Origin of the sequence: Aeromonas sp. 601027, from assembly GCF_049174455.1 — a bacterium.
Lineage (GTDB): Bacteria > Pseudomonadota > Gammaproteobacteria > Enterobacterales > Aeromonadaceae > Aeromonas > Aeromonas veronii_A.
The window spans coordinates 134,145-154,554 of record NZ_JAAKTN010000006.1 but is presented as its reverse complement, the minus strand read 5'-3'; the positions used below and the strand labels follow the sequence as shown (position 1 = coordinate 154,554).

Sequence of the window (20,410 nt, the reverse complement as noted above, 5' to 3'; positions counted from 1 at the left end):
GCGATGAGTTTCAAGCAACTTCTTGAAAATATGGAACATCACTTCGAACCGGGTGGAAAGTACGCCAAGTACTACGCCCTGTTCGAAGCGGCGTATACCCTGTTCTATACCCCGGGTAGCGTTACCCGCAATGCCGCCCACGTCCGTGATGCGCTCGATCTGAAGCGCATGATGATCATGGTGTGGCTGGCCGTGTTCCCGGCCATGTTCTGGGGCATGTACAACGTTGGCAACCAGGCCATTGCCGCCATTGCCCACATGGGCTCGGCAGCCGGTGCCAGCAGCTGGCAATATGCGCTGGCGACCATGCTGGGTGCCTCCCTCGATCCCGCTGTTGCCGGTATTGGCAGCAAGATGATGATCGGCGCCGCCCACTTCTTCCCGATCTACATCACCGTCTTCTTTGTCGGTGGTTTCTGGGAAGTGCTGTTCGCCATGGTACGCAAGCACGAGATCAACGAAGGCTTCTTCGTGACCTCCATCCTGTTTGCCCTGATCGTGCCGCCCGAGCTGCCCTTGTGGCAAGCTGCTCTGGGCATCACCTTCGGTGTGGTAATGGCCAAGGAAGTGTTCGGTGGTACCGGCAAAAACTTCCTGAACCCGGCGCTGGCTGGTCGTGCCTTCCTGTTCTTCGCCTACCCGGGCCAGATCTCCGGTGACGCAGTCTGGGTTGCCGTTGATGGCTACTCCGGTGCAACCGCGCTGAGCCAATGGGCTCAGGGCGGCCAGATGGCGCTGATCAACGGTGCCACCGGTCAGGCTATCAGCTGGATGGACGCTTTCCTTGGCAACCTGCCGGGTTCCATCGGTGAAGTCTCCACCCTGATGATCCTGCTGGGTGCGGCCATGATCGTCTATATGCGCATCGCCTCCTGGCGCATCATCGCCGGCGTGATGGTCGGTATGATCGCCACTTCCCTGCTGTTCAACGTCATCGGTTCCGATACCAACCCCATGTTCAACATGCCGTGGCACTGGCATCTGGTACTGGGTGGCTTCGCCTTCGGTATGGCCTTCATGGCGACCGACCCTGTCTCCGCCGCCTTTACCAACAAGGGCAAGTGGTGGTACGGCGCCCTGATCGGCGTGATGGTCGTGCTGGTTCGCGTGGTCAACCCTGCGTTCCCGGAAGGCATGATGCTGGCCATTCTGTTTGCAAACCTGTTTGCTCCCCTGTTTGACCACTTCGTCGCTCAGGCAAACATCAAGCGGAGGATTGCTCGTGGCGTTTAATAAAGACTCAACCTTCGGCACCATCAGCGTGGTCACCGGCCTCTGTCTGGCCTGTTCCATCGTGGTATCCGTTGCTGCCGTTGGCCTGCGTTCTACCCAAGAGGAGAACAAGGCGCTGGATAAACAGAGCAATATTCTCTCCGTAGCCGGCGTGGACATCAGCGATGTAGCCAAGCGCGATCTGGCCAAGCTGTATGGCGACAAGATCGAAGCCCGTCTGGTGGATCTCGCCACCGGTAACTTTGTTGACGGCGATGCCGACAACTTCGATACCAAACAGGCGGCCAAAGATCCGGCGCAAAACATCCGTCTGGCTGCTGCCGAGGACAAAGCTGGCCTGCGCCAGATCTCCAAGCTGGTTCCGGTGTTCTTCGCCAAGGATGCCGATGGCAAGATCGACAACATCATCCTGCCCATCTACGGTCAGGGTCTGTGGTCTACCATGTATGCCTTCGTCGCGGTTGCCGCTGATGGCCAGACTATCAAGGGCATCACCTACTATGACCACGGTGAAACCCCTGGTCTGGGCGGTGAAATCGAAAATCCGGCCTGGCGCGAGCTGTTTGTCGGCAAGAAGCTGTTCGATCAGGATGGCATGCCGGCGCTGCGCGTCATCAAGGGTCACGCTCCGGCGGGCTCCGAGCACGAGATCGACGGTCTCTCCGGCGCCACCCTGACCGGTAACGGTGTACAGCATACCTTTGACTTCTGGATGGGTCCCAAGGGCTTCGGTCCTTTCCTGGCCAAGGTTCGTGCAGGAGAAATCAACAATGGCTGACAAGAGCGAAATGAAAAAGTTGCTGTTGACTCCAGTGCTGGGCAACAACCCCATCGCCTTGCAGGTGCTGGGTGTCTGTTCCGCACTGGCGGTTACCAGCCAGATGAAGACAGCGTTTGTAATGACCCTTGCGGTCATGGCGGTCACCGCCTTCTCAAACCTGTTCATCTCCCTGATCCGCAACCAGATCCCGAACAGCGTGCGGATCATTGCCCAGATGGCGATCATCGCCTCGCTGGTTATCGTGGTTGACCAGGTGCTCAAGGCGTATGCCTATGACATCTCCAAGCAGCTGTCAGTCTTCGTCGGTCTCATCATTACCAACTGTATCGTGATGGGCCGCGCCGAAGCCTACGCCATGAAGAGCGCGCCGCTCCCCTCCTTCCTGGATGGTATCGGTAACGGTCTGGGCTATGGCGCCATTCTGCTGAGCGTCGCTACCGTGCGTGAACTGCTGGGCTCCGGCACCTGGTTCGGCATCGAGCTGCTGCCGCTGGTGAACAACGGTGGCTGGTATGTACCCAACGGTCTGCTGCTGCTGCCGCCGAGTGCATTCTTCATCATTGGTCTGATCATCTGGGGCGTTCGCACCAAGGATCCCAAGCAGGTGGAGGCGAAGGATTAAGGTATGGAACACTATCTGAGTCTGTTGATTAAATCGATCTTCATCGAAAACCTGGCACTCTCCTTCTTCCTGGGGATGTGTACCTTCCTGGCTGTGTCCAAGAAGGTCAAGACCTCCATGGGTCTTGGTATTGCCGTTATCGTGGTGCAAACCATCGCCGTACCGGTCAACAACCTGATCTACAACTACGTGCTGAAGGCAGGTGCCCTCTCCCCTGACCTGGATCTGAGCTTCCTGAGCTTCATCACCTTCATCGGGGTGATCGCGGCGCTGGTGCAGATCCTGGAGATGGCGCTGGACAAGTACTTCCCGGCTCTCTACAACGCGCTGGGCATCTTCCTGCCGCTCATCACCGTGAACTGCGCCATCTTCGGTGGCGTTTCCTTCATGGTGCAGCGTGACTACACCTTCGTGGAGTCTGTGGTCTACGGCGTGGGCTCAGGGGCAGGCTGGATGCTGGCGATCGTTGCGCTGGCGGGTATCCGCGAGAAGATGAAGTACTCCGATGTTCCGGAAGGCCTGCGTGGTCTGGGCATCACCTTCATCACCGCCGGTCTGATGGCGCTGGGCTTCATGTCCTTCTCTGGTATCTCCCTGTAATCGGCTTTCCTGCAATCAGAAAGGAACGATAGATGGAAATTATTTTGGGTGTGGTCATGTTTACCGTGATCCTGCTGGCACTGGTGGCAGTCATTCTGTTCGCCAAGTCCAAGCTGGTGACCGCGGGCGACGTGACAATCAGCATCAATGGTGACCCGGCCAAGGCTGTGACCAGCCCGGCCGGTGGCAAGCTGCTCGGCGTACTCGCCGGCAACGGTATCTTCGTCTCTTCCGCCTGTGGCGGCGGTGGCTCCTGCGGCCAGTGCAAGGTACGGGTGAAATCCGGTGGCGGCGACATCCTGCCGACCGAACTGGATCACATCAGCAAGGGTGAAGCCCGTCACGGCGAGCGTCTGGCCTGCCAGGTCACCGTGCGTGGCGACATGGACATCGAACTGCCGGAAGAGATCTTCGGGGTGAAGAAGTGGGAATGTACTGTTATCTCCAACGATAACAAGGCCACCTTCATCAAGGAGCTCAAGCTGCAGATCCCCGATGGCGAGAGCGTACCGTTCCGCGCCGGTGGTTATATCCAGATCGAAGCGCCGGCTCACCATGTGTACTACAAGAACTTCGATATTCCCGAGGAGTATCGCGGTGACTGGGATCGCTTCAAGATTTTTGAGCTGGAGTCCAAGGTCGATGAGCCGATCATCCGTGCCTACTCCATGGCAAACTATCCGGAAGAGTTCGGCATCATCATGCTGAACGTGCGTATCGCGACCCCGCCCCCGAGCAACTGGACTGCCCCTCCGGGACAGATGTCCTCCTACATCTTCAGCCTGAAGGCTGGCGACAAGGTGACTATCTCCGGTCCGTTCGGTGAGTTCTTCGCCAAGGATACCGATGCCGAAATGGTATTCATCGGTGGTGGTGCAGGTATGGCGCCGATGCGTTCCCATATCTTCGACCAGCTGCGTCGCCTGAAGTCCAAGCGCAAGATGAGCTTCTGGTACGGTGCCCGTTCCAAACGCGAGATGTTCTATGTCGAAGACTTCGACATGCTGGCGGCCGAGAACGAGAACTTCACCTGGAACGTAGCCCTGTCCGATCCGCAACCGGAAGACAACTGGGATGGCTACACCGGCTTCATCCACAACGTGCTCTACGAGAACTATCTCAAGAACCACGAAGCGCCGGAAGATTGCGAGTTCTACATGTGTGGACCTCCGGTGATGAACGCAGCCGTCATCAACATGCTCAAAGATCTGGGCGTTGAGGACGAAAACATCCTGCTGGATGACTTTGGTGGTTAATCCATGAACAGCGTTGTAAAGACCTGGCTAGCCTTCGGGCTAGCCTTTTTCTTGACAGGGTGCGGTCAGGAAAGCACGGTCCAGTCGAAACCGGAGATCCATATCACCGGCAGCACCATGGGCACTTACTACTCCATCAAGGTGGCGGACAACGTCATCAGCGATGCAGCCAAGTTTCAGGCCGAGGTCGATGTACTGCTGGAGCGAGTCAACGATCAGATGTCCACCTATCGCCCCGATTCCGAACTGTCGCGCTTCAATCAGCACCACAGTTCGACACCGGTAGTGGTATCGCGGGACACCGCGCGGGTCATTACAGAAGCCATTCATATTGGCCGTGAGAGCCAGGGGGCGCTGGACGTCACCGTCGGCCCCTTGGTCAATCTGTGGGGCTTCGGTCCGGACAAACGGCCGACCAAGATGCCATCAGAGGAGCTGATCACCCAGACCCGTCAGAAGACCGGCCTGGGCAACCTGCACGTCATCACTTCGGTCGATGCCGACACCCTGCAAAAGGACATCCCGGATCTTTACGTTGATCTCTCCGCCATTGCCAAGGGCTTTGGTGTCGACAAGGTGGCCGAGTATCTGGAGTCTCTGGGTGCGCGCAACTATCTGGTGGAGATCGGCGGCGAGCTGCGGATCAATGGCGTCAACGGCAAGGGACACCCCTGGCGCGTTGCCATCGAAAAGCCGACAGCCAATGCCGGTTCGGTGCAGGAGGTGATCGTTCCGGGTGACAACGGAGTGGCCACTTCGGGCGAATATCGCAACTACTATGAGATGGATGGCCAGCGCTTCTCCCACACCATAGATCCACGCACCGGCAAGCCAATCCAGCACCGCATGGTGTCGGTCACCGTGATCCACCCCTCCTGCATGACCGCAGACGGGCTGGCGACCGTATTCATGGTAATGGGACCGGAGAAGAGCCTGGCCTATGCCAAAGAGCGCGGCCTGGCGATCTTCGTGATCACCAAGACGGACAACGGCTTTGAAGAGGCCTACTCCGATGCGTTCAAACAGTATCTGGTCAGGAAATAGGGAGGATAGATGCAGGTTTTTCTGATCACCTTCGGGGTATTCATGCTGGTGATAGCCGCCATGGCTATCGGCTATATCTTCCAGAAAAAATCCATCTCCGGCTCCTGTGGCGGTCTGGGGAGCGTTGGCATCGAGAAAGAGTGCGACTGCCCCGAGCCCTGCGACAATCGCAAGAAGAAGATGGCCAAGGAAGAGGCCCGTCGCAAGATGCTGGAAGAGAACCGCATCATCTGATGACTCTGATTGTTCGATAAACAAAAGCGCGCCATCGGCGCGCTTTTTACTGGGCGTTATCTTGCGTTAACGGTCAGGCTGACGTTCGATATAGAGGATCACCTCGCCAAGATGGATACCGAACTTGCTGATCTCGGCACGATTGATCAGACGATCTTCGTCCAGCAGATACATCCAGTCATCGAAGCTCACCCGCACTACCTCGCCATCCGGCAGCGCCAGATCAAGCTGATAACGCCAGTTGAGGGCAAACCCTTGGCTTTTACCCATCGCCTCCCCCACCACATCGGAAGCAGTACCTCGCCAGTGACCGTCAACCCCCTTGCTCAGATACCAGGTACGGGTCTGCTGGCGGCCATCATCAAAGTAGAACTGCTCGAACAGCTCTCCCTTGCCATCCTTCCAACGACCCACCATCTCGACCCGAAAGCGACTGGTCACTTCGCCGCTGCGGTCGGTTACCAGGCCGTGAGCCACTAATTTACCGTTGAAGAAACGGGCGAGATCCCAGTTTGGCCCCTGCCCCCGATAGTCATCGAGACTGGCACCACAGCCGCTCAGCAGCAAAAAAGGGAGCAACAGCAACCAGCGGTATGCACGATAGAAAAACATTGGAAACTCCATGTTCAGGGTTGGCCACGCAGGCGGCGGGTCAGGGCGGGATCGCGGCTGTTGTCAGCCAGCCAGATGGCGAGAAAAGCGGCCGAGAATTGCGGATCGGCCAGAGTGCCGAGGAGTTTTTCTTGCCACCAGAAGTGGCCTGCCCCCTCCTTGTCGACATAGAAGGTGAGCTTGTCGCCTGCCTGCACATCGGGCCAGAGTGCAGCGAGCTGGCCTAGCCAGCGCTGACGGTCGGCGTCAGAGCCAAGACCGAGTCGCTGCCACTCGGCGGCGGTGGCGCTCAGCAGATCTTGCCGCTCGATGGATCTGGCATAGGTGAGGGTCAGTGCCTGTGGATAGTGACCGGGCTGATAGCGCCCGCTCGCACTGTAGAGGGTGGCATCGTAGAGCTTGAACCAGAGCCAGTTCATCTCCCCCTGCCCGACCGGGCGCAGCTGCTGCCAGGGTGCGGCAGAAGCCTGCACCGCGGTTGCAGCAAAGAGCGTAAACGCCAGCAGCAGCGGGTTAATTCCACCCCATATGCCAGTGGTTGGGGTCTTCCAGTTCATGCCAATCCATCTCCTGTTCCTGCAGGGTGTTGATATCCTGCATCACCACCTGCACCAGCTGCCCCTGCGCATCCCGCTGGCAGGCAACCACCAGATAGAAGCGATCAGTCAGCTCATGCTGGCTCTCTTTGGTCCACTTGGAAAAAAGCAACGAGTGGGTCGAAAAGGTGTTTGTCATGACTCACCCTCCAGCTTGACCATTACCCACAGGAGTACGGGTAACCACCACATCCAGATCACAGCCAGCTGCGCCGAACTGATCCAGATGCCCCAGGGTAAGTGTACTGCCCCCATGGCGGCCCCCGCCACATAGGAGGAGGCACCACCAAATACGCCAAACAGTGCCTGCTGCCAGCGAGGCAAGCGCAGCAGCCAGCGCATACCGTGGGCCAGCGTCAGGGCAAAACCGAGCCAGAGCAGCACCAGCCAGAGGGGAAAACCGGACGGGAAACGGAACAGGCCGAGCTGCCAGAGCAGGGCATCCAGCAGACAGCCAGCAACCGCGATGGGGAGCAGCCGCCAGTCACGCAGGCGGCTGGGTGAGAAAATAAAGTGCAGCAGCAACATTGCCAGCAGCGGGCCCGGCTGCTGCCACTTCACCGCCAGCAACCAGTAGAGGTTGAACCCCAGCAGGTGAGCCCACTGCCACATGGTCAGTGACCGCTTACTGGCACATCACCCGACCAGCCAGCGGGCCCCGGCTTGGCGGCCTCCAGCTGCACCAGACTGATGGTGCGCTCCCAGAATCCCCCCTCGCAATAGGCAAAGTAGAAGTGCCACAGCCGGATGAAATCCTGGCTGTAACCGAGCTTGGGCAGCTCGGGTGCCAACGCCAGAAACCGCTCGCACCAGTGAGCCAGTGTACGGGCATAGTGATGACCGTGATCGTGCAACCGCACCAGCTGCATGTCGGTCTCACGTGCCAGCAACCCCGCCATCTGGGAGACGCTCGGCAGGCAGCCACCGGGGAAGATGTAACGCTGGATAAAATCGACCCCGCGCAAGTACTGGGCATGGCGCTGATCGGCGATGGTGATGGCCTGAATGAGCAGACGGCCACCGGGCTTGAGCAGCCGCGACAGCTGGCGGAAATAGTCGGGCAGGAAGGCGTGCCCCACCGCCTCGATCATCTCGATGGAGACCAGCTTGTCATACGTCCCCTCCAGTTTGCGGTAATCCTCCAGCAGCAAGGTGATGCGATCCCCCAGCCCCTCCCGCGCAATCCACTCCTTGGCGTAGTCATGCTGGGCCCGGGAGATAGTCGTGGTGGTCACCCGGCAGCCATAGTGGCGGGCGGCATAGACGGCGAGGCCGCCCCAGCCGGTGCCGATCTCCAGCAGATGATCGTCAGGGCCCAGCTCCAACCGCTCGCAGATGGTACGCAGCTTGGCCTGCTGCCCCTCTTCCAGAGTGGCGTCGGCGCTCGGGTAGATGGCGCTCGAGTACTGCATATGGCTGTCGAGAAACCCCTGATAGAGGGTATTGCCGAGATCGTAGTGGGCGGCAATGTTGGAGCGCGAGCCGGTCAGGGTATTGCGATTAAGCCAGTGGCGCACCTTATTGAACGGGAAACTGAGCCAGCCGAGGCGCCGCTCAAGGGAGTCGAGCAGGGTCAGGTTGCGGGCCAGCAGCCGCACCAGCGCCACCGGATCCGGGCTGGTCCAGAGCCCCTCCACCCAGGTTTCCCCAGCGGCGATACTGCCTCCCAGCAACAAGCGACGATAGAAGGCCGGATCCTGCACCACCAGTTCGGCATGCAGATCGGTGCCCGCCACGCCAAAGCTGTGGCGCTCACCGCCATCCCGCAGCAGCAGCTGGCCATGTTCAAGGCGTCCCAGCAGATTGAGCAGCAGTTGCCTTGCCCCCTTGTCGATGAAAGAGGCAGAGAGGGTTGATTGAGCAAGTTCCATTAGCGGCTCTCCGGATGGGTAAAAATCGGGGTTCGTTTGATAAAAAGACGCAGGGCCTGCCAGTAGATCCCGAGCAGTACCTTCATGGTCATCCAGGGCCAGCGGGCCAGCAGGGCCACCAGCCCCTTGCGCGACAAGGGTTCGCGAGTGAGCGCCAGGGTTGCGTCAAACAGCTTGGCTTCACCGGATACGGGATGACTCTCGATATGGATCAGTGTCTCCTGCGCGGGCGGCCTGATCCGCCAGTGATAACGCATCGCCAGCCCCATAAAGGGGGAGACGTGAAAATCCTTATCATGGGGCGCCAGCGCCGCCAGATCCAGCAGGTAGTAGTGACGCTCGTTCCAGGGGGTGTTCGACACCTCCGCCAGCAGATAGCGCGCCTCGCCCTGCCGGTAGCAGAAGTAGAAGTTGACCGGACTGAAGTAGAAGCCCAGACAACGCACATTGCCGAGCAGCAGCACCCGCCCCTCGGGGTCGGCATTGCCCCCCAGTTCGCTCACCTTCTGCCACACCGCCTGCTTGAGGCTTCCCTCACTGCCCTTGAGATAATCATGGCGGTGAAACGAGAGCAGCCCCGAGCGCTCCACACCGAACCAGCGCCCCTGATCGAGCTGCGGCAGTTCGTCGAGATCCAGTCCCAGCATAAAGAGGCTGTAGGAGAAGGCGTGGGCCCGAGGTGCGAAACGGCGGTGGCGCACCGAACCCTGCCAGATGGCGCTAGTGACACCGGCCAGTTCGCCAGCGCCCTCATGTTCGGTGGCCACGGTGGCGCCGTTCATAGCTCGGCACCGAAGCGCCTGGCGACATCCAGCGCGCTGCGCACCCCATCCTCGTGGAAGCCGTTGTACCAGTAGGCGCCACAGAAATGGGTGTGCTGCTGGCCGCAGATCTCCGCGCGCCGCTGCTGAGCGGCGATGGAGGCCTGATTGAACACCGGATGGTGGTAGACGAAGCGGCGCAGTACCTTGCTCTCATCCACCTTGCCCTTGGGGTTGAGGCTGACGCAGAAGGGCTCCGGCGAGTTCACCCCCTGCAGGATGTTCATGTTGTAGCTCACCAGCGGCCGCGCTTCGTCATTGCCATCGAGCTGATAGTTCCAGCTGGCCCATGCCTTGCGGCGGGTGGGCAGGCAGCGAGCATCGGTATGGAGCCAGACATCGTTGGCCTGATAGGGCATGTCGCCGAGGATGGCCTGCTCCCGCTCGCCGGGATCCGCCAGCAGCGCCAGCGCCTGATCGCTGTGGCAGGCGAAGATCACCTCGTCAAACCGCTCCTCGCCGTAACTGCTCTGGATCACCACGCCATCCGCGTCCCGCCGTACGCTCTGCACCGGACAGGCGAGGCGGATCTGCGACTGCCAACCCGCGGTAAGGGGGCCGATATATTCCCGCGAGCCACCCGGGATCACGTACCACTGGGGGCGATTGGCCACATCCAGCAGGCCGTGGTTGGCAAAAAAGCGCAGGAAGAAGCCAAGGGGGAAGGCGCGCATATCGGCCAGGGTCGATGACCAGATCGCCGCGCCCATCGGCAAGATGTAGTGGCGTGCGAAGTAGTCGCTAAACTCCCCCGCCAGCAGAAAGTCCCCAAGGGTCAGCTCGGGGCCAGCGCCCTGATGTTGACCATCCGCCAGCCAGGCCCGCGCCTCCCGGTTGAAACGCAAGATCTCGGCGACAAAGCCATAGAAGCGCGGACTCAGCAGATTGCTGCGCTGGGCAAACAGGGTGTCGAGGTTGTGGCCGTTATACTCCAGCCCCTCCGGGCTCTTCACCGAGAAGCTCATCTCGGCCGGTTGCCGCGCCATGCCGATCCTTGCCAGCAACCTCAAGAAGTTGGGGTAGGTGCGATCGTTGAAGACGATAAAACCGGTGTCGATGGCATAGCTGCGGCCAGCCTGATTCACATCGACAGTGGCTGTGTGCCCCCCCAGAGTCGGCGCCGCCTCGAACAGGGTTATGTCATGGAGTTTGTGGAGCAGAAAACCGGCGGTGAGCCCCGAGATCCCTGAACCGACGATGGCGATCTTTTTCTTCATGAATGGCTTCCTTTCGATACGAGTGCGCGGCCAAGGCGCAGCCAGAGCCCCACCGGCAGCGCACCGAGCAGGCGCAGCAACCAGATGAAACGGCGGGGAAAGTGGATCTGGTGACGACCAGCGGTCAGCCCGTCCATGATGGTGCGGGAGGCCTGTTCCACCGTCACCAGACAGGGCATGGGAAAATCATTTTTAGCAGTGAGCGGCGTCTGGACAAAGCCGGGGCGGATCAGGGTCACTCCGATCCCTTTGCTGGCCAAATCGAGGCGCAAGGTATCCGCCAGATAGTCGAGGGCCGCCTTGGAGGCACCATACGCCTCGGCTCGCGGCAGCGGCAGCCAGCTCACCGACGAGCTGACGATGGCCAGCCGAGATCCCGCCCCTAACAGCGGCAAGAAGGCGGCCAGCGCATGGCCGGTGGCGGTCAGATTGGTCTCAATCACCCGGGCAAACAGCTCGCTGTCAAACCCCTCAGCCACATCCATGTACTCGCAGTTGCCTGCGTTGAGGATTAGCAGATCAAGGGATGGCAGCATGGCGGCCACCCCGCTCATTGCGGCCAGATCCCGGGCATCGAACTGCAGCGGCGTGACGCCATCCAGCCCCAGCGCCTGCAGCCGTTCGCCATCGCGGCCACAACCCCACACCTGCCAGCCTGCCCGCCGGTAATCCAGCGCCATTTGACGACCTATGCCGGAGGTCGCGCCTGTAATAAGCACCCGGCCGCTCATGCGCCAAGCCTCATCTTGATGCTGCGCACCACGGGCCCGAGCAGCGGCAACTGCTCGTAGAGCATGGCGCCCAGGTCAAAATAGTCCCGGTGCTGGCACACCTTGCCCGCCTCGTCAAATTCGAGGCGGGTGGCCCCCTCCACCGTCACCGGCTCACCACCACGCAATCTGGGGTGAGAGAAGGTCATGGTCCAGCCGAGCCAGGCCTGCGGCCCCTGCTGCTGCTGACTGGTGATGACGAAGCGACAGTAGGCGAGGCGCTGATAGAGAGCGGCAAAATAGTCGCCAAGGGCCGCCAGCCCCTCGATACGGTGGGCCGGATCGGTAAAGAGCACCTGTTCGGCATAGACCTCGGGCAAGCGGTGCAACTGCTGTTTGTCCAATTGCTGATAGAGGCCAATAAAGCGGGCCAGCGGCTCGTTCATCCTATTTCTCCAGAGAGCGAAACATCTCGATGGCTCTCACCCGGGCAACGGCGTGATCCACCATGGGAGCCGGATAATCCTGTCGCCCCTTGAGTCGCAGCCAGTCGTGGGGCTGATGCACATAAGCGGCAGGAATATCGGCCAGTTCAGTTACCCAGGTACGGATAAACTCCCCTTGTGGATCAAATCGTTGCCCCTGAGTGGTGGGGTTGAAGATCCGAAAGTAGGGGGCGGCATCGGCACCGGTGCCTGCAGCCCACTGCCAGCCACCGTTGTTGGCTGCCAGATCCCCGTCGATCAGTCGACTCATGAAGTAATCCTCCCCGAGCCGCCAGTGGATATGGAGATCCTTGGTGAGAAAGCTCGCCACTATCATCCGCAGCCGGTTGTGCATCCAGCCGGTGGCGTTGAGACAGCGCATCGCTGCATCAACGATGGGGTAGCCGGTACGGCCCTCGCACCAGGCGGCGAAGGCATCCGGGTCCCAGCTCCACGGCAAGGCTGCCGTCTCTGGTTTGAAGGGGCGATTCATGGAGAGGGGCGGGATCAGCACCAGCAGGTGGCGATAGAACTCACGCCAGATGAGCTCATTGAGCCAGACAAAGCCGGGCTGGGCCTTGGACTGGGGCCGATAGCCAAGCCGCTGCTGAAGCGCCGCCACACACTGACGAGGACTGATGATGCCCGCCGCCAGATAGGGGGAAAGCACAGAGGTGCCCGCGATGGCAGGAAAATCCCGGGTCTCGCCATAGTCGAGCACCGCCTGCTCCAGAAAAATGTTCAAACGACGCAGAGCTTCCACCTCGCCCACAGGCCAGCGGGGGTCTGCCGTCAGTTCGCCAAGGGCGGCATCGACGAAGTCCCGCTCGGCCAGCGGCTGCCACGGCAGCGGCTCACCACGAGCAGTGGGCGCGCGATGAATGACAAACCCCTCTTCGTCGAGGGCCTTGAGCCAGGCACGGCTAAAAGGAGTGAAGACCTTGAACATCTCACCCGACCCGGTCAGCACCCGCCCCGGTGGCAACATGCAGCAGCCGTTGAGCCAGTGACAACTCACCGCCTGCTCTGCCAGTACGGCGCTGACGGCGTGATCGCGGCGCTGCTCATCGATCTCGATAGCCTGATTGGCGTAGAGCTGGGTCACCCCCAGCTCGCGGCAGAGGTCTGCCAGCGCAGCGGGCGCCTCGGCAAAGGTTTCCACTCGCAGCAGATGAAGCGGAATGCCAAGGGCCGCCAGCTCGCGCCCAAACTCATCCACCTGCGCCAACATAAAGCGCTGACGGACGGGGGCCATTTTGTGCTGCCGCCACTGGGCAGGAGAGATGATAAAGAGCGCGGCGACCGGTTCATCACCGGCGCAGGCATGGCGTAGCGCCGGGTTGTCGGCAAGGCGCAGATCGTTGCGCAACCAGACCAGTCTCATGACGTTTTCCTCCCGCGTCCGCTGGCGCCAGCCGCAGCAGGCGCGTTCGCCATCAGCTCGGCAAGGCTCGCCTGCCAGCCGTGTGCTTTAAGCCACTCATCATCGTAGAGACGGCCCAGTTCGCCAAACAGGCGCGTGCCTGCAGGCCACCCGGCGGCCAGCTCCGGTTTGCCAAGACCAGCTCCCAGCAGTACCAGCCAGGGGGTAACGGCACGCCCCTCCAGCAAGCTGGCATGGCGAGGCTCTACCGCTCCCAGCAGTTGCACCTCATAGCCTTGACCGATCAGCTCGTAAGCGGCCCACACCAGATCGAGGGGGCCGACCTGTCCCCAGCTCACCAAGGTGATCGGCACGCCCTTCTCCTGCTCGATCAGGTGGCGGGCGAAGCGGGTATGGAACCAGCCCAGCCACACCTGTTGCAGCAGCTCGCCATCGGGCCGCTCGCGCCACAACCCCAGCAGCCGCTCCACCAGCGGTTGCAGTACCCGGCTGCGCACCAGCTCGAACGGGTAGCTAGCCAGCAAATCGTTGAGCTCAGCCTCCGCCTTGCGCTGGTTGAAGGCGAGTAACGCCTGACTGAACTGCTCCAGAGTCTGCTGCCAGTGATCGCTCACCGGCTCGGAATGGGGTTCGCTCAGGAGCCCCTTTACCTGCCCGATACTCACTCCCCGCTCCAGCCAGCTCAGGATCTCGCCGATTTGGCGGATATCCTGCTCGCTGTAGAGGCGGTGGCCCTTTTCGGTGCGGGCCGGTTGCACCAGACCATAGCGGCGCTGCCAGGCGCGCAGGGTCACGGCGTTGACGCCAGTGAGACGGGAGACCTCGCGAATGGGGTAGATCCCCTCATCAGCGAGATGAGCAACTTCTTGCGATAAATCAGACATACAACGTCCATCAAACAGAGGTGTAAAGCGCCCGGTGCAAATCATGCACCGAGGCAACAGAACGGATTCAGAGCCCGTAACGCAATTTCAGCGTATCGGGGTGTGGATTGAGATAAACCTGCTCGGCGAGATAGGGATTGGGGTACTCGCGCAGGTAGTGACGGATCAGGGTGAGCGGCACCAGCAAGGGGAAGATGCCGGTGCGGTACTTGTCGATGGTATCGGCAAGCTCCTGCTTCTGGGCCGGGGTCAGCACCCGCTTGAAGTAGCCCTGCAGGTGCATCAGCACATTGGTGTGGCTGCGGCGGTTGGCTCGCAGGGTCAGCGCTGTCATCAATCCCTTGATGTAGTTGTCAGCCACCTCCTGCAAATTGGTGGACTTGCCCAGATTGCCGAGCAGCTTGCCAAGCGCCCGGTAGTGGGTGGTGGCGTGGGAGAGCACCAGATACTTGTAACGGGAGTGGAAGCGGATCAGCGCAGAGGCGGTGATGCCGCGGGCGCAGAGTTGCTGCCAGTCGTGGTAGGCGAAGACCCGCAGCACAAAGTTCTCCCGCAGGATGGGATCACAGAGCCGACCATCCTCTTCCACCGGCAGCAGGGGGTTGGCCTCCATCAACGCCTTGGCAAAGAGGCCGATCCCCTCCTTGGCGCTCCCCTCGTTGTTGGCGCCATAGACCTTGACCCGCTCCATACCGCAGCTGGGTGATTTGGCACAGAGGATATAACCGGAGATGAAGTCGAGCTGGCGTGCCTTCTGCTCGCTGAAGGCAATCAGCTTTTGGGTGACATCGAAACTACCGTTGCTCGCCTCGGCACGGATCTCGCCGTTGCGCTTGACCAGCCGGATGGCGGCACGGGGCGCCCCCAGACCGATAGCCATCTCGGGGCAGACGGGGTGATAGTCAAAGTGAGCGCCAAGATCCCGTTCGCAGAAGCTGGAGCGCTTGTGGCCCCCGTCGAAACGCACCTCTTGTCCCAGCAGGCAAGCACTGATACCGACTTTAATCTTGTACATGATGGCACTCCTTGTATAAGTCTTGATTCAGTTATAGCAGTTATACAAAAAAATGGAAGTTGTATAACTATTGCCGACTGATACGACACAAGGAGAAAAAAGAGATCACCGGAAAACGAAAAAACCCATGGCGAACGCCATGGGTAAAAATCAAGACACTACGGACTACTGGAAGGAGGATCAGAAGCTGTACTTCACACCCAGGCTGGAGATGGAGCCTTTCTGCAGATCCCAGCTGCGATAGGTGTAGTCGGCAGTCAGCGCCCAGTTCTGGTTGAGCTTGTAAGCACCGCCTACCTTGAAGTCATGCATATCGTCGGTCATGTTGGCGTAACGGTAAGCCGTGGAAAGCTCGATGTCGCCGATGTCGTAGCGCAGACCCACTTCACCGTACATGCTGCCACTATCCTTGCGAGCCACTTCGTCCCATCCCTTGTTGTTCTTGGCCAGCTCACGCTCAAGTTGATAGCCCATCAAACCGGTTTCGCCATAGAGATTGAGTCCTGTGCTCAGCGGGGTAAAGACACCGATACCCAGGCTGGAAATGGACATGCTGTCATTGCCGTCGTTGCGGGAGGTGAATTCGGTTCCGGCACGACCGTAGAAGTTGGAGCCAAAGCTCTTTGAGAGGTCCAGGCTCAGACCACCAAAATCACGGGTACCTTTGCTGGCAGCATCACGGGGAAATGCAGCGCCGTCTTGGCTAAGGTAATCAGACTTGGTGTGCGCCCAGGTCAAACCGCCCTTTGCGTAGCTGAACGCATCCTGTGCCAGAGCGGAAGTAGAGGCGAAACCGGCCAGAACCAGAAGAGATACAGTTGCTTTTTTCATGATGATAACTCCATGTGATTGGGCCCGTTGCTAGCGAGCTGGTATGGAGTCATTGTGCAGTCAGCATCCCGGCTTGCCGAGCGGCAAGCTATTGCAAAACCATGTCAGATGTAAGCAGATATTTCCCGAGATGTCAGGGGTAACAAATTGCCGGCCCAAGCGGTTTGCATGGGCCGGACAACACCAAATCAGCGGAAGACCACCTCATCAATTTCGACCCTGACCAAGGGCTGCCCGGTCAATCCGGCAGGACGGGGGATCTCGAGGGCCAGCGACGGACGGACTTGCCCCTTGCGCAGATAGGTCTCCGGCAAGCGATTCTCGGCGACCCAGAAACGGGCTTCCTGACGCACCAACTGCACACCGTCAGCACTGAACAGAGTCACCATGCCGCGCACCCCGACCACATTGCGGCTGCCGGTATTGCTCACCATAAAGGTCAGCGCCAACGGATCAGACCCCTCGAGCTTGTCCAGCTTGACCACCACACCGTCGCGTGCCGCTTGTGACAGCAATTCGGGGTTGGCCTTGGCCTGCTCGGTCAGTACCGGGGCGGCAACCGCCACCACGGCCCCCGCTTTCCCATCAGCAGCCATACCCTGCACGGGTTCGGCCGGTTTGACCACCAGATACTCCCAGGTAAAGTCATCGTTGAGCTGAACCTGCCGACCATCGGGCAGCGTCACCTGAGAAAGAGGGGCAGCCTGCGCCAACACGGGGGAGAGGCACAGGGCAATCAGCAGACGGGAGAAGGGTTTCATAGGGCGAAGCTCGGCAACAGGTGAAAGGGCGACAGTATAAACAGTCCCGCCACCCCTTGCCTATGACAGCACTCACGTTCTGGCTCCGGCGTCGCTTGCCCACGGGCTAGATGGCAAGATCGTGCCGCTCTTTGTGCGCCATATCCAGAGTCACCAGATCGAACTCGGTCCTCTTGAGGGCAGAGAGAATATCCGATTGCATATCAAAGGCCTGAGCACGCTGATGCTCGGGCAGACGCACCCGGGCCAGGGTGGTAGAGCAGTCGCACAGGGTATGGAAAAAGACCTGCGCCTCATCCAGCCCCATGTCGGCCAGCATCTGTTCGGCCTGATCCACCATTCGTAGATAACGTTGCTTCAACTGCCGTGGATTGGTGAAGCGATTGCTGAGGCAACCGTTGCTCCCTTTGCCCCAACGACCGAGCTGACGCTTGTTGAAGCCATAGCGAAAATCACGGCTCATCACCCCGTTATCGGCAAAAAACCAGATGGTGTTGGCAGGCAGTGAGCCGAACTGGGCAAGATAGTCATCACGCTCCTCCACCGCGGCCGGAACCAGCAACGGCAGATGAGCCCATTCCGGACGAGCCTGCACATACTCACCAATGCGGCGAACCGGATCGATCAACCCCTCCATATTCGGCAGGCGATCGCAAAAGATGATTTCGTCACTCTTGATGACCCAGTGATCGATGCCATAACGCTGGCAATAACGGCGGGCTCGGGCCACTTCGCTGCGGCTGCGGGTCGGATTATCGAGGGTGATGGCGCGGATCTTGATCCCGCTGGCACGGCACAAATCGATGCTGTAACAGGATTCCAACCGCCCCGAAAAAGAGACTATCAGCTCGTCAAAATTTGCCAGTCGCTCAATCAGCTGCAGCTCCCTGGCTTGAAAAGAGTGATCATATCCCTGATTCAAGACAACAACATTGGCATCCATTAAACAGCTCCGGATGATAAACAGGTGGCTTATTGTGCGGGAAACAAGCTGAATAGGCCCTTACAGAGTCAGGTTAAAATTAAAACTTGATGATTATTTCCCGTGATTCATCCATAAAATCAATGCCTTGAGCGTCGTACACTCGCAATCTGGCCTGATGTACCCGATGGGCTCGCAAAAAGCCCTGCGCCTGATCCAGCGAGGTGAAGGTCAGGTGCTCCCCCTCGCTGTCGGTCAGACAGAGGTACTCCCCTTCCGCCTCGATACAGAGCTGATAACCACTGCCATCCTTGCAGGCGATGATCAGGGTTGCCTCGGGATAGTGACTGAGCCAATTGCGAAACCGGCCATGCTCCATAGTACTCCTGGAGGGGCATCACCCCTTGTCGGTGACAGGCAAACTGTCCAGCTCACCCAGTTGCTGACGGCAACTCGCCACGTCGGTAAAGACGATCCCCCTGATGCCGAGGGCCTCGGCGGCCGCAATATTGGCGGGACTGTCATCAATAAAGATGCACTCTGCCGGTTTCAGATCGAACGACACCAGCAGATAGCGGTAGATATCCGGCTCCGGCTTCATCATCCGTACCCGCGCCGACACCACCTTGCCGCTAAAGAAGCGCCAGAAATCCTGATGCTGCTCCAGCCAGTCGATGCTGGCGTGCCCCATGTTGGAGAGGGCATAAAGAGTGTGCCCCGCCCCGTGCAGATCGGCTATCAGGGTTAGCATAGCGGGATCTGGCAGCAGGGAAGCGGGAACTGCCTGTAAAATGGCCAGATTCTGTGCCGCCGAGAGGCCAGTGCGCGCTTGCGCTTCCCGGGCCATGGTGTGGAGCGACATGGTGCCTCTGTCTACCTCCAGCCAGTCCGGGTGGTTAAAGAGCTGCTCGGCCAACTGTTCGGCCCCTTGCGGGCCACGCACCGAATGCACTATGCCTACCGGATCCCAGCTCACCACCACCCGTCCCAGATCGAAAATAATCGCCATCGTCTTTACCTCCCCCACTGGGTGTCAGTCATCAAAACAGAGTCAATAGAACATCGCTCATACACCATTTTCTTAACCGGATACCCTGCCCCCATCCCCGCCCGCGGGCAAGTTTTACTTGCATCAGACCGGCAAATCCCTTAATGGTTATGACGTTACTTCAAGGACACACCTATGCACGCACCATTCTTCTTTGCTTTCTCGTTTATCCGGCCCGCTTGAGGGAAGGCCTGTCGTCGTGTGAACAGAAAGCAAAGACGAATCAAGCCTCCCCTAGCGGAGGCTTTTTTTTGCATTAATATCAATCGATTACTTGGATAGGGAACAATCATGGCAACGCTCGACGAGATCAGACAAGACATCACCCGGTTGGATCAGGAGCTGCTTGCCCTGCTGGCGAAACGCAAGACCCTCAGCATCGAGGTGGCCCGTGCCAAGCAAGCCAACCCGCGCCCCATTCGTGACCACCAGCGGGAGCAGGAGCTGCTGGTCGCCCTAATCCAAAAAGGGCGCGTGCTGGGACTGGACGCCCAGTACATCACCCGCATCTATCACACCATCATCGAAGACTCTGTGCTCTCCCAGCAGGCCTATCTGCAGAGCCTGCTCAACCCGGAGCAGCAGGAGCCGATGACCAGCGTCGCCTATCTGGGGCCGCGCGGTTCCTACTCCAGCCTGGCCGCCCGCAAATATCTGGCGCGCTACAAGGATCAGGTGATCGAAGTAAACTGCCAGAACTTCCGTGAAGTACTGGATGCGGTGGAGTCGGGTCGCGCCGCCTTTGGCGTGCTGCCCATCGAGAACACCAGCTCGGGCTCCATCAACGAAGTCTATGACGTGATGCAGCATACCAGCCTCTCCATCGTCGGTGAGCTCACCTACCCCATCGAGCACTGCATTCTCACCGCCGTACCGACCGAGCTTGGCCGTATCAAGACCTTCTATGCCCACCCGCAGGTGTTCCAGCAGTGCTCCCACTATCTGAGCAAGCTGGAAGGAGCCCGTCACGAGATCTGCGACTCCTCCTCCAGCGCCATGATGAAGGTGAAAGAACTGGCAAGCCCGGAGGCCGCCGCCATCGGCAGCGCCGCCGGTGGCGAACTGTATGGTCTGGATGTGCTGGCCGAGCAGCTTGCCAACCAGAAAGAGAACTACAGCCGCTTCATCGTGGTGGCGCGCAAGCCCATCGATGTGGCACCGCAGATCCCGGCCAAGACCACCCTCATCATGTCCACCTCCCAGAAGCCGGGTTCGCTGGTCGAGGCGTTGCTGGTACTGCGCAGCCACGAGATCAACATGACCAAACTGGAGTCCCGTCCGGTGCAGGGCAACCCGTGGGAAGAGATGTTCTATCTCGATGTCTCCGCCAACCTGCAAACCCCGGCGATGCAGGCCGCACTGGTGGAGCTGACCAAGATCACCCGCTATATCAAGGTGCTTGGCTGCTACCCGAGCGAGGATGTGAAACCCACCGCAGTGCCGCCGGTGCTGATGGGGAGCTAACCAGCCCACAACGACAAAA

General features: G+C 59.7%; 25 protein-coding genes and 1 other annotated feature. Of the genes, 8 read left to right on the top strand and 17 right to left on the bottom strand.

Annotated elements, in window-relative coordinates; translation table 11 throughout:
* Positions 1 to 3: 3 nt before the first annotated feature.
* The 7 genes from G5193_RS09965 to nqrM are packed head-to-tail and all read left to right on the top strand — an operon-like array spanning position 4 to position 5,770.
* Positions 4 to 1,233 (top strand): NADH:ubiquinone reductase (Na(+)-transporting) subunit B, encoded by a 1,230-nt coding sequence (locus tag G5193_RS09965; RefSeq protein ID WP_421205912.1) that lies wholly within the window; start codon positions 4 to 6, stop codon positions 1,231 to 1,233.
* Positions 1,223 to 2,011: a Na(+)-translocating NADH-quinone reductase subunit C gene (locus tag G5193_RS09960; protein WP_005343676.1), complete on the top strand. Its 789-nt coding sequence runs from the start codon at positions 1,223 to 1,225 to the stop codon at positions 2,009 to 2,011. Before G5193_RS09965 ends, G5193_RS09960 begins: the two co-directional genes overlap by 11 nt.
* A complete protein-coding gene (locus tag G5193_RS09955; RefSeq protein ID WP_033114212.1) occupies positions 2,004 to 2,636 on the top strand; it encodes an NADH:ubiquinone reductase (Na(+)-transporting) subunit D in 633 nt (210 codons plus the stop codon). The genes G5193_RS09960 and G5193_RS09955 overlap by 8 nt, the downstream gene beginning before the upstream one ends.
* A 3-nt stretch (positions 2,637 to 2,639) precedes the next feature.
* Entirely contained in the window at positions 2,640 to 3,236 is a 597-nt protein-coding gene (gene nqrE / locus G5193_RS09950) for an NADH:ubiquinone reductase (Na(+)-transporting) subunit E (protein ID WP_227341212.1), read from the top strand.
* A gap of 32 nt (positions 3,237 to 3,268) precedes the next feature.
* Entirely contained in the window at positions 3,269 to 4,492 is a 1,224-nt protein-coding gene (gene nqrF / locus G5193_RS09945; protein WP_216951907.1) for an NADH:ubiquinone reductase (Na(+)-transporting) subunit F, read from the top strand.
* A gap of 3 nt (positions 4,493 to 4,495) precedes the next feature.
* Positions 4,496 to 5,536, top strand: coding sequence for an FAD:protein FMN transferase (locus tag G5193_RS09940; protein ID WP_216951908.1), 1,041 nt, complete (start codon positions 4,496 to 4,498; stop codon positions 5,534 to 5,536).
* A gap of 9 nt (positions 5,537 to 5,545) precedes the next feature.
* A complete protein-coding gene (gene nqrM, locus G5193_RS09935) occupies positions 5,546 to 5,770 on the top strand; it encodes a (Na+)-NQR maturation NqrM (RefSeq protein WP_216951909.1) in 225 nt (74 codons plus the stop codon).
* 66 nt (positions 5,771 to 5,836) lie between these two features.
* Here nqrM and G5193_RS09930 read toward each other — a convergent pair whose 3' ends face one another.
* The 17 genes from G5193_RS09930 to G5193_RS09850 form a co-directional block, all read right to left on the bottom strand.
* Positions 5,837 to 6,382 carry a DUF3833 domain-containing protein gene (locus G5193_RS09930; RefSeq protein ID WP_216951910.1) on the bottom strand — a complete coding sequence of 182 codons (546 nt, stop codon included), beginning with the start codon at positions 6,380 to 6,382 and terminating at the stop codon, positions 5,837 to 5,839.
* A gap of 14 nt (positions 6,383 to 6,396) precedes the next feature.
* Positions 6,397 to 6,939 carry a chalcone isomerase family protein gene (locus G5193_RS09925; protein WP_421205911.1) on the bottom strand — a complete coding sequence of 181 codons (543 nt, stop codon included), beginning with the start codon at positions 6,937 to 6,939 and terminating at the stop codon, positions 6,397 to 6,399.
* Entirely contained in the window at positions 6,896 to 7,117 is a 222-nt protein-coding gene (locus tag G5193_RS09920) for a TIGR02450 family Trp-rich protein (RefSeq protein WP_421205910.1), read from the bottom strand. The genes G5193_RS09925 and G5193_RS09920 overlap by 44 nt, the downstream gene beginning before the upstream one ends.
* The gene (locus G5193_RS09915; RefSeq protein WP_064338593.1) at positions 7,114 to 7,590 is read right to left on the bottom strand and encodes a DUF2878 domain-containing protein; all 477 of its coding nucleotides are present in this window, start codon (positions 7,588 to 7,590) and stop codon (positions 7,114 to 7,116) included. Before G5193_RS09915 ends, G5193_RS09920 begins: the two co-directional genes overlap by 4 nt.
* A gap of 2 nt (positions 7,591 to 7,592) precedes the next feature.
* Positions 7,593 to 8,849, bottom strand: coding sequence for an SAM-dependent methyltransferase (locus tag G5193_RS09910; RefSeq protein WP_216958994.1), 1,257 nt, complete (start codon positions 8,847 to 8,849; stop codon positions 7,593 to 7,595).
* On the bottom strand, positions 8,849 to 9,631 hold the full coding sequence (locus G5193_RS09905; protein WP_421205909.1) for a DUF1365 domain-containing protein: 783 nt from the start codon (positions 9,629 to 9,631) through the stop codon (positions 8,849 to 8,851). The genes G5193_RS09910 and G5193_RS09905 overlap by 1 nt, the downstream gene beginning before the upstream one ends.
* On the bottom strand, positions 9,628 to 10,887 hold the full coding sequence (locus G5193_RS09900) for an NAD(P)/FAD-dependent oxidoreductase (protein ID WP_335841661.1): 1,260 nt from the start codon (positions 10,885 to 10,887) through the stop codon (positions 9,628 to 9,630). Before G5193_RS09900 ends, G5193_RS09905 begins: the two co-directional genes overlap by 4 nt.
* Positions 10,884 to 11,618 carry an SDR family NAD(P)-dependent oxidoreductase gene (locus tag G5193_RS09895; RefSeq protein WP_421205908.1) on the bottom strand — a complete coding sequence of 245 codons (735 nt, stop codon included), beginning with the start codon at positions 11,616 to 11,618 and terminating at the stop codon, positions 10,884 to 10,886. Before G5193_RS09895 ends, G5193_RS09900 begins: the two co-directional genes overlap by 4 nt.
* A complete protein-coding gene (locus G5193_RS09890) occupies positions 11,615 to 12,043 on the bottom strand; it encodes a nuclear transport factor 2 family protein (RefSeq protein WP_421205907.1) in 429 nt (142 codons plus the stop codon). The genes G5193_RS09895 and G5193_RS09890 overlap by 4 nt, the downstream gene beginning before the upstream one ends.
* Position 12,044: 1 nt before the next feature.
* The gene (gene phrB, locus G5193_RS09885) at positions 12,045 to 13,466 is read right to left on the bottom strand and encodes a deoxyribodipyrimidine photo-lyase (protein WP_421205906.1); all 1,422 of its coding nucleotides are present in this window, start codon (positions 13,464 to 13,466) and stop codon (positions 12,045 to 12,047) included.
* Entirely contained in the window at positions 13,463 to 14,350 is an 888-nt protein-coding gene (locus tag G5193_RS09880; RefSeq protein ID WP_421205905.1) for a MerR family transcriptional regulator, read from the bottom strand. Before G5193_RS09880 ends, phrB begins: the two co-directional genes overlap by 4 nt.
* A 67-nt stretch (positions 14,351 to 14,417) precedes the next feature.
* Entirely contained in the window at positions 14,418 to 15,365 is a 948-nt protein-coding gene (locus G5193_RS09875) for a YbgA family protein (RefSeq protein WP_266134143.1), read from the bottom strand.
* Between the two features lie 180 nt (positions 15,366 to 15,545).
* Positions 15,546 to 16,196 carry an autotransporter gene (locus G5193_RS09870; protein ID WP_421205904.1) on the bottom strand — a complete coding sequence of 217 codons (651 nt, stop codon included), beginning with the start codon at positions 16,194 to 16,196 and terminating at the stop codon, positions 15,546 to 15,548.
* Positions 16,197 to 16,384: 188 nt separating this feature from the next.
* The gene (locus G5193_RS09865; protein WP_421205903.1) at positions 16,385 to 16,957 is read right to left on the bottom strand and encodes a DUF3157 family protein; all 573 of its coding nucleotides are present in this window, start codon (positions 16,955 to 16,957) and stop codon (positions 16,385 to 16,387) included.
* A 106-nt stretch (positions 16,958 to 17,063) separates the two neighbouring features.
* On the bottom strand, positions 17,064 to 17,900 hold the full coding sequence (locus G5193_RS09860; protein ID WP_227341232.1) for a hypothetical protein: 837 nt from the start codon (positions 17,898 to 17,900) through the stop codon (positions 17,064 to 17,066).
* Between the two features lie 79 nt (positions 17,901 to 17,979).
* Complete coding sequence (locus tag G5193_RS09855) at positions 17,980 to 18,258, bottom strand: DUF6482 family protein (RefSeq protein ID WP_216979354.1); 279 nt, start codon at positions 18,256 to 18,258, stop codon at positions 17,980 to 17,982.
* Between the two features lie 18 nt (positions 18,259 to 18,276).
* Positions 18,277 to 18,888: an HAD family hydrolase gene (locus tag G5193_RS09850; RefSeq protein WP_421205902.1), complete on the bottom strand. Its 612-nt coding sequence runs from the start codon at positions 18,886 to 18,888 to the stop codon at positions 18,277 to 18,279.
* A 170-nt stretch (positions 18,889 to 19,058) separates the two neighbouring features.
* Positions 19,059 to 19,180 (top strand) — a sequence feature (Phe leader region).
* A gap of 38 nt (positions 19,181 to 19,218) precedes the next feature.
* Here G5193_RS09850 and pheA point away from each other — a divergent pair.
* Complete coding sequence (gene pheA, locus G5193_RS09845; RefSeq protein ID WP_005338715.1) at positions 19,219 to 20,391, top strand: prephenate dehydratase; 1,173 nt, start codon at positions 19,219 to 19,221, stop codon at positions 20,389 to 20,391.
* The last annotated feature ends 19 nt before the right edge of the window (positions 20,392 to 20,410 follow it).

Bases quoted from the DNA above. Each gene is read 5' to 3' on its own strand.
- phrB (WP_421205906.1), bottom strand. From the start codon at position 13,466: ATGAGACTGGTCTGGTTGCGCAACGATCTGCGCCTTGCCGACAACCCG.
- nqrE (WP_227341212.1), top strand. From the start codon at position 2,640: ATGGAACACTATCTGAGTCTGTTGATTAAATCGATCTTCATCGAAAAC.
- G5193_RS09955 (WP_033114212.1), top strand. From the start codon at position 2,004: ATGGCTGACAAGAGCGAAATGAAAAAGTTGCTGTTGACTCCAGTGCTG.
- G5193_RS09860 (WP_227341232.1), bottom strand. From the start codon at position 17,900: ATGGATGCCAATGTTGTTGTCTTGAATCAGGGATATGATCACTCTTTT.
- G5193_RS09900 (WP_335841661.1), bottom strand. From the start codon at position 10,887: ATGAAGAAAAAGATCGCCATCGTCGGTTCAGGGATCTCGGGGCTCACC.
- G5193_RS09930 (WP_216951910.1), bottom strand. From the start codon at position 6,382: ATGTTTTTCTATCGTGCATACCGCTGGTTGCTGTTGCTCCCTTTTTTG.
- G5193_RS09940 (WP_216951908.1), top strand. From the start codon at position 4,496: ATGAACAGCGTTGTAAAGACCTGGCTAGCCTTCGGGCTAGCCTTTTTC.
- pheA (WP_005338715.1), top strand. From the start codon at position 19,219: ATGGCAACGCTCGACGAGATCAGACAAGACATCACCCGGTTGGATCAG.
- G5193_RS09925 (WP_421205911.1), bottom strand. From the start codon at position 6,939: ATGAACTGGAAGACCCCAACCACTGGCATATGGGGTGGAATTAACCCG.
- G5193_RS09910 (WP_216958994.1), bottom strand. From the start codon at position 8,849: ATGGAACTTGCTCAATCAACCCTCTCTGCCTCTTTCATCGACAAGGGG.
- G5193_RS09920 (WP_421205910.1), bottom strand. From the start codon at position 7,117: ATGACAAACACCTTTTCGACCCACTCGTTGCTTTTTTCCAAGTGGACC.
- G5193_RS09880 (WP_421205905.1), bottom strand. From the start codon at position 14,350: ATGTCTGATTTATCGCAAGAAGTTGCTCATCTCGCTGATGAGGGGATC.
- G5193_RS09855 (WP_216979354.1), bottom strand. From the start codon at position 18,258: ATGGAGCATGGCCGGTTTCGCAATTGGCTCAGTCACTATCCCGAGGCA.
- G5193_RS09965 (WP_421205912.1), top strand. From the start codon at position 4: ATGAGTTTCAAGCAACTTCTTGAAAATATGGAACATCACTTCGAACCG.
- G5193_RS09905 (WP_421205909.1), bottom strand. From the start codon at position 9,631: ATGAACGGCGCCACCGTGGCCACCGAACATGAGGGCGCTGGCGAACTG.
- G5193_RS09875 (WP_266134143.1), bottom strand. From the start codon at position 15,365: ATGTACAAGATTAAAGTCGGTATCAGTGCTTGCCTGCTGGGACAAGAG.
- G5193_RS09850 (WP_421205902.1), bottom strand. From the start codon at position 18,888: ATGGCGATTATTTTCGATCTGGGACGGGTGGTGGTGAGCTGGGATCCG.
- G5193_RS09890 (WP_421205907.1), bottom strand. From the start codon at position 12,043: ATGAACGAGCCGCTGGCCCGCTTTATTGGCCTCTATCAGCAATTGGAC.
- nqrF (WP_216951907.1), top strand. From the start codon at position 3,269: ATGGAAATTATTTTGGGTGTGGTCATGTTTACCGTGATCCTGCTGGCA.
- G5193_RS09915 (WP_064338593.1), bottom strand. From the start codon at position 7,590: ATGTGGCAGTGGGCTCACCTGCTGGGGTTCAACCTCTACTGGTTGCTG.
- G5193_RS09865 (WP_421205903.1), bottom strand. From the start codon at position 16,957: ATGAAACCCTTCTCCCGTCTGCTGATTGCCCTGTGCCTCTCCCCCGTG.
- G5193_RS09895 (WP_421205908.1), bottom strand. From the start codon at position 11,618: ATGAGCGGCCGGGTGCTTATTACAGGCGCGACCTCCGGCATAGGTCGT.
- nqrM (WP_216951909.1), top strand. From the start codon at position 5,546: ATGCAGGTTTTTCTGATCACCTTCGGGGTATTCATGCTGGTGATAGCC.
- G5193_RS09870 (WP_421205904.1), bottom strand. From the start codon at position 16,196: ATGAAAAAAGCAACTGTATCTCTTCTGGTTCTGGCCGGTTTCGCCTCT.